The sequence below is a fragment of the Aromatoleum petrolei genome (assembly GCF_017894385.1).
GTDB lineage: Bacteria > Pseudomonadota > Gammaproteobacteria > Burkholderiales > Rhodocyclaceae > Aromatoleum > Aromatoleum petrolei.
In genome coordinates this window covers 12375-25230 of sequence record NZ_CP059560.1, presented here as the reverse complement: position 1 = coordinate 25230, position 12856 = coordinate 12375, and the positions used below count along the sequence as shown (strand labels likewise).

At 67.9% G+C, this 12856-nt stretch carries 13 protein-coding genes; 9 read left to right on the top strand and 4 right to left on the bottom strand.

Features of this window, described 5'->3' with window-relative positions:
• The first annotated feature begins 33 nt into the window (after window positions 1-33).
• From meaB to ToN1_RS00105, 3 genes are read left to right on the top strand one after another with little or no spacing between them, the layout of a single operon-like run.
• Window positions 34-1848, top strand: a complete 1815-nt coding sequence (gene meaB / locus ToN1_RS00115) for a methylmalonyl Co-A mutase-associated GTPase MeaB (protein ID WP_210147934.1) — start codon at window positions 34-36, stop codon at window positions 1846-1848.
• Window positions 1845-2921 carry a molybdopterin-binding protein gene (locus ToN1_RS00110; protein ID WP_169207446.1) on the top strand — a complete coding sequence of 359 codons (1077 nt, stop codon included), beginning with the start codon at window positions 1845-1847 and terminating at the stop codon, window positions 2919-2921. The genes meaB and ToN1_RS00110 overlap by 4 nt, the downstream gene beginning before the upstream one ends.
• A complete protein-coding gene (locus ToN1_RS00105; protein ID WP_169207445.1) occupies window positions 2918-3340 on the top strand; it encodes an iron-sulfur cluster assembly scaffold protein in 423 nt (140 codons plus the stop codon). The genes ToN1_RS00110 and ToN1_RS00105 overlap by 4 nt, the downstream gene beginning before the upstream one ends.
• 85 nt (window positions 3341-3425) lie before the next feature.
• On the opposite strand, the gene ToN1_RS00100 is transcribed toward ToN1_RS00105, so the two are convergent.
• Window positions 3426-4364: a LysR family transcriptional regulator gene (locus tag ToN1_RS00100; protein ID WP_210147933.1), complete on the bottom strand. Its 939-nt coding sequence runs from the start codon at window positions 4362-4364 to the stop codon at window positions 3426-3428.
• 61 nt (window positions 4365-4425) lie between these two features.
• Between ToN1_RS00100 and ToN1_RS00095 the strand changes: the two genes are divergently transcribed.
• From ToN1_RS00095 to ToN1_RS00070, 6 genes are all read left to right on the top strand, one after another.
• A complete protein-coding gene (locus ToN1_RS00095; protein WP_169207444.1) occupies window positions 4426-5280 on the top strand; it encodes a transporter substrate-binding domain-containing protein in 855 nt (284 codons plus the stop codon).
• An 11-nt stretch (window positions 5281-5291) separates the two neighbouring features.
• Window positions 5292-5972, top strand: a complete 681-nt coding sequence (locus ToN1_RS00090; RefSeq protein ID WP_169207443.1) for an amino acid ABC transporter permease — start codon at window positions 5292-5294, stop codon at window positions 5970-5972.
• Window positions 5962-6624, top strand: coding sequence for an amino acid ABC transporter permease (locus ToN1_RS00085; RefSeq protein WP_169207442.1), 663 nt, complete (start codon window positions 5962-5964; stop codon window positions 6622-6624). The genes ToN1_RS00090 and ToN1_RS00085 overlap by 11 nt, the downstream gene beginning before the upstream one ends.
• 35 nt (window positions 6625-6659) lie before the next feature.
• Window positions 6660-7619 (top strand): agmatinase, encoded by a 960-nt coding sequence (locus ToN1_RS00080; protein WP_169207441.1) that lies wholly within the window; start codon window positions 6660-6662, stop codon window positions 7617-7619.
• A 26-nt stretch (window positions 7620-7645) separates the two neighbouring features.
• Window positions 7646-8380, top strand: a complete 735-nt coding sequence (locus ToN1_RS00075) for an amino acid ABC transporter ATP-binding protein (protein WP_169207440.1) — start codon at window positions 7646-7648, stop codon at window positions 8378-8380.
• Between the two features lie 61 nt (window positions 8381-8441).
• Window positions 8442-9413: a type II asparaginase gene (locus ToN1_RS00070; protein ID WP_244860905.1), complete on the top strand. Its 972-nt coding sequence runs from the start codon at window positions 8442-8444 to the stop codon at window positions 9411-9413.
• Window positions 9414-9449: 36 nt separating this feature from the next.
• Here the strand turns inward: ToN1_RS00070 and ToN1_RS00065 are convergent, their stop codons facing one another.
• The 3 genes from ToN1_RS00065 to ToN1_RS00055 all read right to left on the bottom strand — a co-directional run bounded on the left by ToN1_RS00065 (window position 9450) and on the right by ToN1_RS00055 (window position 12846).
• Entirely contained in the window at window positions 9450-10607 is a 1158-nt protein-coding gene (locus ToN1_RS00065; RefSeq protein ID WP_244860903.1) for an NnrS family protein, read from the bottom strand.
• Between the two features lie 292 nt (window positions 10608-10899).
• A complete protein-coding gene (locus ToN1_RS00060; RefSeq protein ID WP_169207438.1) occupies window positions 10900-12051 on the bottom strand; it encodes an ABC transporter substrate-binding protein in 1152 nt (383 codons plus the stop codon).
• Between the two features lie 66 nt (window positions 12052-12117).
• Window positions 12118-12846, bottom strand: coding sequence for an SDR family NAD(P)-dependent oxidoreductase (locus ToN1_RS00055; RefSeq protein ID WP_169207437.1), 729 nt, complete (start codon window positions 12844-12846; stop codon window positions 12118-12120).
• Window positions 12847-12856 lie beyond the last annotated feature (10 nt).

The following is a 12856-nucleotide window of genomic DNA, read 5'->3' as shown; positions in this document are numbered from 1 at the left end:
GAACGCCGACCTCCCACTGATTGAGACCTGCCCATGCCCCCGCCGCCCAGCCCGGACTTCGATGCGATTGACGCCGGCTCCCGCCCGGCGCTCGCACGCGCATTGACCGCGATCGAGAACGATCTCCCCGGTGCCGACGCCTTGCTCGCGTCGCTCGCCGGCCGGGTCGGGCGCGCGCACGTCATCGGCATCACCGGGGCGCCCGGCGCCGGCAAGTCAACCCTGATCAATGCCTTGCTCGGCGAGTTGCTCGCGCGGGACAGGCGCGTCGCGGTCGTCGCCGTCGACCCCTCCAGCCCGGTCAGCGGCGGCGCGCTGCTCGGTGACCGCGTGCGCATGGGCGCTCACGGCAGCGACGAGCGCGTCTTCATCCGCTCGCTGTCCTCGCGTGGCCAGCTCGGCGGTCTGTCCCGGAAGACGGCGCACGCGGTGGACCTCTTCGACGCGGCCGGCTTCGACGTCGTCGTCGTCGAGACCGTCGGTGTCGGCCAGTCCGAAGTCGAGATCGCCCAGCTCGCCGACACGCGCGTCGTCGTGTGCGCGCCCGGGCTCGGAGACGAGGTGCAGGCGATCAAGGCCGGCGTGCTGGAGATCGCGGACATCCTCGTCGTCAACAAGGCCGATTCGCCTGTCGCCGCGGCCACGGTGCGCGACCTTGAAGCACGCGGCGGGGCACACGGTCCGGGCTGGGAGGTGCCCGTGCTGACGACGGTGGCGACGAGCGGCGACGGCGTGGCCGCGCTGGCCGATCGCATCGACGAACACGCGCGGGTCGCGGGCGTCGGTCGACGGCGGAACGCGGCCGCGGTTGCAGCGCCGTCGGCGCCGGCAACGGACGACCAGCTCTTCGCCCAGGTTGAGCGCTGGCGGGCGGACGGCCGCGGCGTCGCGCTCGCGACGGTCGTGCGAACCTGGGGTTCGTCGCCGCGCCCCGAGGGCAGCCACCTGGCGGTGGAGCAGGGCGGCTCCTTCGTCGGCTCGGTCTCCGGCGGCTGCATCGAGGGCGCGGTCATCGGCGAGGCACAGGATTCGATCGCCGACGGCAAGGCCCGGTTGCTGGAATTCGGTGTCAGCGACGAGCAGGCGTGGGAAGTGGGGCTGGCGTGCGGCGGGCGCGTGCAGGTGCTCGTCGAGCGCGTCGATGACGAGCTGTTCGGCCCGCTGCTGGCGACACGGCGCGCGAAGCGGCCGGTCGCGCTCGTCACCCGGCTCGCCGACGGCGCACACGCGCTGGTTTTCGACGACGCGGTCGCGGGCGAGCTCTCGCTCGATGACGTCCAACTTGCCGAGACGCGCGCCCGCCTCGCGGCCAATCGCAGCGGTGCGCTCGCCGCGGGGGACGCGAATAAGGGCGCGAACGAGGGGGCGCTCTTCGTGCGCTGCCACGTCGGCGCCCCGCGCATGATCATCGTCGGTGCGGTGCACATCACCCAGGCGCTCGCGCCGATGGCCGCGATCGCTGGCTTCGACGTCGTGGTCGTCGACCCGCGCCGCGCATTCGCCACGCCCGAACGGCTGCCGAATGTCGAGGTGTCGACCGAATGGCCCGACGAGGCGCTCGAACGCCTGCAGCCCGATGCCCAGACCGCCGTCATCACGCTGACGCACGACCCCAAGCTCGACGATCCCGCGCTGACCATCGCGCTCGCGAGCCCCGCTTTCTACATCGGCTCGCTCGGCAGCACGCGCACGCACGCGAAGCGCGTCGCGCGGCTCACCGAGGCGGGACTTGGCGAGGCGATTCCGCGCATCCGCGCGCCGGTCGGCCTCGACCTCGGCGGCCGCGCTCCGGCCGAGATCGCGGTCGCGATCCTCGCCGAGGTCATCCAGACGAGGCACCAGCAATGATCTTCGACGAATTTCCCCTCGCCGCCGCGCAAGGCGTGATGCTCGCCCACACGCTGAAGCTCGGCGGGCGCACGCTGAAGAAGGGCCGCGTGCTGTCCGCGCTCGATCTCGATCTGCTCGACGACGAGGGTTTCTCGACCGTCACCGGCGCGCGGCTCGATCCGGACGACGTCGCCGAGGACGCCGCAGCCGAGGAACTCGCCGCCCTGCTCGTCGGCCCCAACACGGAGACACGCCCGCCGCGCGCCGGCCGCTGCAACCTGCACGCGTCGGCATCCGGCGTGCTGCGCATCGACGCCGAACGCATCGACCGCATGAACCTGCTCGACGAGGCCATCGCGATCGGAACGCTGCCCCGCCATGCCGTCGTGCGTCCCGGTCAGGTCGTCGCCACCATGAAGATCATCCCCTTCGCCGTGCCGCGCCGCCTGCTCGATGCCTGCCGCGAAATCGCTGGCGGTACGCCGCCGATCGCCGTGGCCGAACTCAAGCCCTGCCGCGCCGCGCTGATCCAGACCGAACTGCCGGGCATGAAGGACTCGATCTTCGCGGCCACGGCGAAGGTCACGCGCGACCGGGTCGAGGCGCTCGGCGGCCGGCTCACGCTCGCGCTGCGCGGTCCCCATCGACGCGACGCCCTCGACTCCATGCTGCACCAGGCGCTGGCGGCCGGCTGCGAGCTCGTGATGGTGTGCGGCGCCACCGTCGCCAAGGACCGCAACGACATCGCCCCCGCCGCGGTCACGGCGGTGGGTGGCACGATCGAGCATTTCGGCATGCCCGTCGAGCCCGGCAACATGCTCGTGCTCGGTCGCATCGGCGCCGTGCCCGTCGTGATCCTCCCCGGCTGCGGCCGCTCGCGAAAGAGCAACGGCCTCGACCTCGTCCTGCCTCGGCTGATGGCGGGCATCCCCCCGACACGCGAAGACATCATGCGCATGGGCGTCGGCGGCCTGATCCGCAGCGCGCCCGAGGAGGGCGACGACGCGAAGCCCGACGATGACGGGGCCCGCGGCCCCGCACGAGCTGCCGCCCACGTCGTGAACCGAAGCGGGACGTCTACAGTCCGATGATCGAAGCCCTCTACAACAAAGGCATCCGCGAGCTCGCCGACGCCGCCCACGGCGCCGGCCGGCTCGCTGCACCGACGGGCTCGGCGCTGCGCGACAGCCCGATGTGCGGCGACCGCGTGCGGATGGACGTCGAACTCGTCGACGGCCGCATCACGGCGCTCGCGCACGAGGTCAAGGGATGCCTGCTGTGCCGCGCGTCGGCATCGCTGATCGGCCTGCATGCGGTCGGCAGCACGCCGGCCGAGGTCGAACGGCTGCGCGCGCGCATGGCGGCGATGCTCACCGCGGGCGAGGTGTCCGGAATGCCCGAGGGCGCCGACGAGATCGCGCTGTTCGCGCCGGTGCAGGGCTACCGCAGCCGCCACGGCTGCGTGATGATCGCCTTCGAAGCCCTGACGATCGCCCTCGCTGCGGGCTGACACGCCCCTTCTGTTGCGGGATGTCCTGCACATTCCTTTCGGCGACGTCTTTCTCGTCGACGGCGCTTGCTGTGGTCTGCGTGGCTTATGCCCCGTTCCCCGCGTGCAGCTCAGCAAGAATGTCCAGGAAAAGCTCTGCGCGACGTGTGAGCGGGCGTGAGGCCTCGGTAATGGCACAGATCGAATTGCGATAGGACGGGCTATCGGGAAGGGCGCGCATTGGGTACCGCTGGGCGACGAGGTCCGCATAGTGCTCCGGCAGCAGTCCGGCATAATTGCCGGTGGCCACCAGCAGGCCAATCGCTTCCAATCCGCCCGCATCGGGGCCGCGCGCGAAGCCGTGGTCCGCCAGTGCCGCCTCGACAAACGGGTGGGGGCGGTACACGAGGGGCCGATCCTCGCGCCGCTCGGGCGCACTTTCGGTCGCAGCGTAGACGCGGTGAGTCTCTACGAACAGCGCCTGGTAGTCGAACATTCGTTCCTTCGCGTACATCCCTCGGATCGCGATCTCGACGCGGCGCTCGCGTAGCGCTTGGTTGAGATTGGCGAAGGTCATCACCGTCACGTGCGGTCGGACGTCTGGAGCCCGGCGCGCAAGCTCGCGCAAGGCTTCGGGGATCCGGCAGTCTCGGTGTGTGATCAGGTGTTCCACCATGCCTATTTCGAGCGAGCCCGATAGCACTCCGCGGACTGCATCGATCTCGGGCCGAATGCGCTCGAGCGACTTCAACGCGTTGGAGGCGAGCTCGAGCGCGACCATCCCAGCGGAGCTCAGCTTGAATCCTGAGGGGCCACGTTCGCACAGACGCACGCCGAGTCTCTCCTCGACCTCCCGCACATGCCGGCTGATCGAGGCTTTCGACATGTTCAGGCGATCCTCGGCGGCTGCAAAGCCGCCGGCCTCGGCCACGGCGCAGAAAACGCGCAGCGAGCGCAGGTCTCGTTCGGTGAAGGGCGGTCTGGGCATGGCATGAGAAAAGGTATTGAATTTTGAAACCATACCACTATAAAAATCATTTTTCATTGCCATTTGCGGCGACTAAAGTCACTTTCGTCGGCAGACCAATCACTAGAAGGAGGAGACGATGAAGATGATTTCAAGCAGGCGCCGCGCAATGCAGGGGGCGATCGCTTTCGCCGTCATGGCCTGTGTCCCGGCGATGGGCTGGGCAGAGGGCGGATCCCTCACGGATATCAAGAAGCGGGGGCAGCTGACCGTGGGCACCGAAGCTGCATATGAGCCCTACGAGTTCGTCGAGGACGGGAAGGTCGTTGGCTATGGTCGTGACATTCTCGAACACATGGCTGGCAAGCTCGGCGTGAAGCTCGTGCAGCTGAACCTGCCCTTCCAGGGCCTGCTGCCGGGCCTGATGTCGCGCAAGTTCGATTTCGTGGCGACCAGCGTCGGCATCACCGAAGAGCGCGCCAAGCGCTTTGCGTTCAGTGCGCCGGTGGGAATCGTGCACTCCATGCTCGCGGTAAAGGCGTCGAATGGCGCGATCGCGAAGCCGGAGGATGCGGTAGGCAAGACGGTCGGCACGCAGATGGGCTCGATGGCGCAGCCGATGATCCAGGATTTCGAGCGCGAGCTGAAGGCGAAGCAGGGAAAGGGCTTTGCCGAGCTGAAACTGTTCCAGGGCTATCCCGACGTCGGCGTGGCGCTGAGCAACGGTACGCTCGACATCGGCGTCGTGCCGTCGAACGTGTTGTCCGTACAGATGCGCCGTCAGCCGGGCGTGTTCCGCACGATCGGCGAGGTCGGGCAGCCGCGGCTGCTCGCGTGGGTCGCACATCCCCAGGATCCGGAAATCCGTACTTTCATCAACCAGACGCTCGCGGAACTTCGGGAGAGCGGCAAGCTCGCCGAACTGCAGAAGAAGTGGTTCGGCGCGCCCCTTGACCTGCCGACGACGGGCTACCTGCCTGCCGGCGCACTCTGAGCGGTGCCGTCATGATTGACTGGCTTACCGCGGACAGCGCCCTCATGCCGTTCTTCGACGGTCTGATCGAGGGTGCGGGCAACACCCTGCTCTCGAGCGGGGCCGCCTTCGCGATCGGACTCGCGCTGGGCGTCGTGGTGCTCGCGCTGCGGGTGGCCGGCGGGCCGCTCGGGCGCGTTGCCGTCATCGTGTACGTCAGCGCGATGCGCGGCACGCCGCTGCTGGTGCAGTTGCTGATCGCGTACTACGTGCTGCCGTCGCTGCTCGGGATCTCGATCTCGCCGCTCGCGGCGGGCGTCCTGGCGCTGGCCCTAAATACCACGGCCTATGTCAGCGAGATCCTGCGCGCCGCGCTGTCGACGATCCCCGCAGGCCAGACCGCGGCGGCGCGCGCGCTGGGCATGCGGCCGTGGCAGTGCTGGCTGCACGTGCTGTTGCCGCAGATGTTCCATCGCGCGCTGCCGCCGCTGACCAACGAGTTCACGGTGCTCCTGAAGGCGTCGTCGCTGTTGTCCCTGATCGCCGTGTCGGAACTTGCGACCGTTGCGCGCAACGCGACGCTGCAGAGCGATCTGCCGCTGCAGGTGTTTGCCGCGACCGCGGCCGTCTATTTCCTGATGCTGTGGTGCGCCTCGACGATCTCCCGCAGCGTCGAGCGCCGCTTTGCGAGACTTCTCCCCAATGTCCATTGATTTCGACATCGTCGCGCAGGCGACACCCGCCTTGCTGCAGGGCCTGAAGGTGACGGCGACAGTCAGCATGGTCGGCATTCCGCTGGGCATCCTGGCCGGCACGGTCGCCGCTTATATGGCCGATTCCGCGTCCAGGCCGCTGCGCATGCTGGCGCTCGGTTACGTCGAGCTGGTGCGCAACATCCCCTTCCTGATTCTGGTGTACCTGTCGTTCTTCGGCCTGCCCAAGCTGGGGCTGCTGGTGTCCGCATTCGGCATCGCGATCGGGGCGACCGCGTTCTACACCGGCGGCTACTTCTGCGAAATCCTGCGTGCCGCCTTACGCAGCGTGCCGCGGGGGCAGGTCCGTGCGGCGTTGTCGTTGGGCATGACCGGGTGGCAGGTGCAGCGCCATGTTGTCGTGCCGCAGATCTTCGGCTTCCTCATACCGCCCTCGGTCAGCCTGACGATCATGATGTTCAAGGACTCCGCCGTGTTCTCGGTGATGAGCCTGCCCGAGCTCACCTACCAAAGCAACCTGATGACTGCCGACACCTTTGCCTACCTGGAAGTCCTCACCACCACCGCGCTGATCTACTGGGGCTGCAGTGCAGTCTTCGACGCCTTCGGCCACGCGATGGAAACGCGCGTCCGTCGCTGGAGCCATCGCTGAGCGCCGCCCCTCACAACCCCGACAGGAAACCAAACATGGAACAATTGACCGTAGCGCCTCGTAGTGGGCACAAGACCTTGCTCTACTCGGAACTCGTCACCGACCTGAGTGCTCTGCGCGCCGACATTGCCGTACTGGGCATGCCGTTCGGCTCGGCCTACGGGCCGCGCGCCTTCACCAACGACCAGAGCAATGCGCCGCAGGCGATCCGCGAGGTCACCGACCGTATCGTGCGCGCCCCCGAGCACTACGATTTCGACATCGACGGCCCGCTGCTGCAGGGGCGTTCGGACATCCGCTTCGTCGATTGCGGCGACGTGCTGCCCGACCTGGCGAAACCCGGCGACCACTATCGGCGCGTAGAGCTGGCTGTGCGCCAGATCCTCAAGGGCGGCGGCCTTCCGATCGTGCTCGGGGGCGATCACGGCATCACGACGCCGGTGCTGCGTGCGTTCAGCGAGGTGGGGCCGATCACGCTCGTGCATATCGACGCGCATCTGGACTGGCGCGACGACGTCAACGGTGTGCGCGAGGGCCTGTCGAGCCCGATCCGCCGCGCCTCGGAGATGCCGCATGTGGCGCGCATCGTGCAGATTGGGCTGCGTGCGCAGGGAAGCGCGCGGCCGGAGGAGTTCGAGGTCGCACGCCGCTACGGCGCCGAACTCGTGACCGCCTATGAGTTGCACGAGGTTGGCATGGACGCGGTGCTCGAGCGTATCCCGGACGGTGGGAACTACTACCTGACGATCGACGCCGACGGCCTCGACCCCACCATCATGCCGGCGGTCGATGGCCCGGCACCGGGCGGCGTCACTTTCGTGCAGGCGCGCAAGCTGATCCACGGCCTCGTGAGGAAGGGGCGCGTGGTCGGCATGGACATCGTCGAAATCCAGCCATCGAAGGACAACGCCTCGAAGCTCACCTGCGTCACGGCGGGACGCCTGATCGTGAATCTGATCGGTGCCGCGATCCGCGCAGGCTATTTCGACAAATGAGCGGACATGTGGAGGAGACCGCCGAGATGATTCAGATCAACAACATCGGCAAGTGGTACGGCAATTTCCAGGTGCTCGACGGCTGCACCACGCGTGTGCGCAAGGGCGAGGTCGTAGTGGTCTGCGGGCCGTCGGGTTCCGGCAAGAGCACGTTGATCAAGACCGTGAATGCCTTGGAGCCGATCCAGCAGGGCGACATCGTCATCGACGGCATTGCGATATCGGACCGCAAGACTAGACTACCCCGGCTGCGCGCGCAGGTTGGCATGGTGTTCCAGCACTTCGAGCTTTTCCCGCACCTGAACGTCACCGAAAACCTGACGCTCGCGCAGGTCAAGGTGCTGGGGCGCGAGACTGGTGAGGCCAGGGAGCGCGGGCTGCGCATGCTCGACCGTGTCGGCCTGCTTGCCCACAAGGACAAATTTCCGGGGCAGCTCTCCGGCGGCCAGCAGCAGCGCGTCGCCATTGCACGGGCGTTGGCGATGGACCCAATCGTGATGCTGTTCGACGAACCGACCTCGGCGCTCGACCCCGAAATGGTCGGCGAAGTGCTCGACGTGATGGTGCAGCTCGCGGACGAAGGCATGACGATGATGTGTGTCACGCACGAGATGGGCTTCGCGAAAAGAGTCAGCGATCGGGTGATCTTCATGGATCAGGGCAAGATCGTCGAGGACTGTCCGACGACGGACTTCTTCGGCGAGTCCGAGGCGCGCTCGCCGCGGGCGAAGGAGTTCCTATCGAAGATCCTTCAGCACTGACCGGGAGCTGACCGTGAGCGAGCCAAGAAGGGATCGGAGGTCGACGGGCGGACGCCCTCGCGTGGTGGTGCTGGGCACTGGCGGTACGATCGCATCATCTGCCGACAGTGCGACGCAGTTGCACGACTACCGCGTGACCGCGGGGGTGGAAGACATGTTTACTGCGATACCCGAACTGCATGCGCTCGCCGACCTGCGCGCCGTGAATTTGCTGCAACTCGACAGCCATGCGATAGACAGTGCGGCACTGTTGACGATCGCCCGCCGTGTCGCCAAAGAGCTCGCAGACCCCGAGGTGGATGGCCTGATCGTCACCCATGGCACCGACACGCTGGAGGAAACCGCCTACTTCCTCAACCTTGTGCTCAAGAGCACGAAGCCCGTGGTGGTGGTCGGGGCCATGCGTCCCGCCAGCGCCCTGAGCGCCGACGGTCCGCTCAACCTCTACAACGCGGTGCGCGTCGCCCTTGCGCCCGCCGCGCATGGCAAGGGGGTTCTGGTCGTGATGAACGACCGTTTGTTCGCCGCGCGTGACGTTGCAAAGGCGCATACCACCGCAGTCGAAGCCTTTGAGGCGGCTGAGGAGGGATGCCTGGGAAGGATTGCCTGCGGCGGGATCCATCTCTTCCATGCGCCGCTGCGTCTGCATACGGCAGCGACGTCGTTTTCGCTCGACCGACTCGCGGAGCTTCCGATGGCGGACATCATCTTCGACCATCAGGGCGCGGGGATTCACCACTACCACGCCGCGATCGACGCGGGTGCCCGAGGTATCGTCCTCGCCGCCACGGGGAACGGCAGCCTGTCACCGAGCGCCCGCTTGGGGGCCGAATTGGCAGCCCGTGCGGGTGTCGCCTTCGTTCGGTCAAGTCGGGTCGGCCGAGGGATCGTCACCCCGTCATTCGATGATGAAACCCTCGGGATGGTCGCAGCTGGATCGCTCAATCCGCAGAAGGCTCGCATCCTGCTGATGCTCGCATTGACTCAGAGCCACGAGCTTCACCACCTGCGCTCTTGTTTTGAGCGCTATTAACGCAGTGTGTAGCCAGGTGCTGGGGAGTGTCGCGTCCTAGGGCGTGCCGGTCTTGCGCGGGAGGCTGGGCCTCGCCAGCAGCGCTCCGAACCTGGACAAGTAGGTCGCGAACGCCGCCGCCCACAGCAGCGCGGCCGCCGCGATCGCCAAGGAGCGGACTTGGGGCATCGACAGCGTGAGCCGCGCGATCGCTGCGGCGAACACGAGCGCGCAGGCGACCCGCATGGCCGTCGGCAGCTTGAGCGGGCGGCCGGTGTGGCGGAGGCTTACGCGGGTCATCAGGCCGAGCATCATCATGCCGAGGCTGCCGACCGTGAAGGCGTGTAGCCATGCGGTGTCGGAAACGAGGCCGGTGAGCGCCGCGAGTGCCTTGAGGGCGAAGGCGAGGATCAGCCAGGCGAAGCCGAGGTGCATGACGAGGAGGAGGGGGACGTCGGCCACGCGCCAGCCTTGCCAGCGGCCGACGCGCCAGGCATGGACGAGGGTGCAGGCGAGGGCGGCGAGGCCGATCCATCGGGCCGGCGCACCGGCGAGGTCGAGCGCGGCGAGCGCGACGACGAGGCCGACGGCGGTGACATCGAGCCACATCCGGAACGGCGCCTGTTCCCCGCGCCCTTTTTCGCGCAGCGCGTTGCCGGTGAAGATCGGCGTGAGCACGCCGCCCTTGAGCACGTAGAGCGTGAGAATCGTATAGACGCCGCCGTGCAGGGCGAGCGTGGCCAAGGCCGGATTGCCAGCGCTGATGCTGAGATGAAAGGCGAGGTTCGCGGTGAAGAAGGCCGCGAGAACCGGGAGCAGCAAGAGGTACAGGCGGTTCGCCGCGCGCAGCAGTTGCGGTGCGACGGTCGCGAACACCAGCGGAAACAGCAGGCAATCGGCCACCGCTGCGATGCCGGCGGGTAGCAGTGGCAGGGCCCAGAAGGCGAGGCGGCCTGTGAGCCATGCGGCGACGATGAGGGCGAGGCGGGGGCCGTGGATCTCGTCGGTGCCGGCCCAGCTGGGCAGCGCGGTGAGCACGATGCCGAGGATGATCGCGGTCGAGAAGCCGAAGACCATCTCGTGACCGTGCCACAACGCCGCCGGCATGTCGCCGACCGGTCCGCTCCACCAGCCGGACCAGGCGCCGAGCCAGGCGCCCATCAGCAGGGGGGCGTACAGCGTGCCGAGCAGGAAGAAGGGGCGGAACGCGCTCACCCATAGCGCTCCGGGAAACACGCGGGACGCGGTCGCGGTCATTTCGTTGGCCGTGAAATTGTTTTGACCGCTTCAGTCTAGGGGCGATACGGGTCGGAGTTTCTGTCCGGCGTCAAAGGTGGGGAGGGTTGCGGCGGACATTTTTGCCTCGCGCAGGATGATTCTCCGCGCGCAAGCGTTCGCATGCGGGAGTGCCGGGGTTTGCCCGGCCGGATGACGACGGGCCCGCGCACGGAGGTTCCGTGACGCGGGCCCGTTGCGGCCGCTTCGCAGGGCGAGGTCGGGCGGCGGCTTACTTCGCCAGCGTCCAGGCGCCGTCCCTGACGGCGATGAGCACGCGGCCGCGTTCGTCGAAGCCGCTGTGGTCGGTGGCGCTCATGTTGTAGATGCCCTGGGTGCCGACGAGCTCGCGGGTCTGCTCGAGGCTGTCGCGCAGCGCGGCGCGGAACTCCTTCGTGCCGGGTTTGGCGACTTTCGCCGCGGCGGGGATCGCCTGTTGCAGCAGCAGGCCGGCGTCGAAGACGTTGGCGCCGAAGGTCGCGGGCTTGGTGCCGTGCGCCTTCTCGTAGGCGGCGATGTATTCGCTGGCGATCTTCTTCGACGGGTGGCTGTCGGCGATCTCGGGCAGCACCAGCATCAGGCTCGCGGCGAGGATCGTGCCCTCGACCTTCTTGCCGCCGAGCTTGAGGAAGTCGGGCAGGGCGGCGCCGTGGGTCTGGTAGATCTGGCCCTTGTAGCCTTGCTCGACGAGCGTGGTCTGCGGCAGCACCGCCGGGCCGCCGGCGGCGGCGACGAGCACTGCGTCGGGTTTCGCGGCGAGGATCTTCAGGCTCTGGCCGGTGACCGACGCGTCCTGGCGCTGGAAGCGCTCGTTGGCGACGATCTTCATGCCGTTCTTTTCGGCGAGCGCCGAGAACACCTTGTACCAGTTCTCGCCGTAGGGGTCGCCGACGCCGATGAAGCCGACCGTCTTCACGCCGGCCTTCACCATGTGGCCGACGAGCGCGCGGGCGATGATGTCGTCGTTTTGCGTGGTCTTGAACACCCACTTCTTCTTGTCGTCCATCGGTGTCACGACGGCGGCGGTGCCGACCGGCGCGAGGAGCGGCACGCCGGCGTCGGCGACGAACTGGATCACGCCCATCGCGTTGGGCGAGCCGGAGGGGCCGATGATCGCGTCGACGTTCTGCTCCGAGATCAGCTTCTTCACCGCTGTGACCGACGCGGTGGGATCGCTCGCGTCGTCGAGCGGGATGTACTCGACGCTGAGATCGCCGATCTTCGCCGGCAGCAGCGGCACGGTGTTCTTCTGCGGGATTCCGACCAGCGCGGTCGGGCCGGTCGCCGACGACACGACGCCGATCTTCACCTGGGCGAGGGCGGACTGCGACGCGAAGGCGGCCAATGCGATGGCGAGGGTGGTGGCAGCTTTGTTCAGCTTCATCTTTCGTCTCCGTGGGGGCGGTGCTTGGGGTGAGGGCGCCTTACGGCGTCTGGTTATGGGGTGGCATCAGATCGTCAGTGTGCCGACGCTCGCGCCGCCGCAAACGTACAAGGTCTGGCCGGTCACGAAGCTGTTCGCGGGGTCGGCGAAGAACATCACGGCGCGGGTGACGTCGTCGGGGCGGCCGATGCGCCCGACCGGGATGTTCGCGGCGAGCTTGTGCTCGCGCTCGCTGCCCGCGGGGACGACGTCGTGGAACATGTCGGTGGCGATGGGGCCGGGGGCGACGACATTCACGGTGATGCCGTGCGGCGCGAGTTCGAGCGCCCAGGTCCGCGCCATGCCGATCATGCCGGCCTTGGTCGCCGAATACGCGGTGCGTGTGGCAAGACCCAGCGCGCCGCGCGAGGACATCAGCACGACGCGGCCGAAGCTGCGCGCCCGCATGCCGGGCAGCGCCGCCTGCATCAGGCTGATCGCGGCGCCGAGGTGGATCTGCGTGAGGCCGTGCAGATCGTCCTGCGTGACGTCGGGCAGGAGCTTCGGCCAGATCACGCCGGCGTTGTGGATGAGGTGGCTCACCGGGAAGTCGCGTGCGATCTCCTGCGCGGCGGCTTCGGTCGCGGCTGCGTCGAGGAGGTCGACCTGGAAGTTCGTCAGCCGCGGGTGCGTCCAGTCGGCGGCGCGGCGGGCGACGGAAACCACTTCGTAGTCCTCGTCCAGCATGCGCCGGCAGATATCGGCACCGATGCCGGCGCTGCCGCCGGTGACGATCGCGACACGTCTTTCGCTCATCGTCATGTCC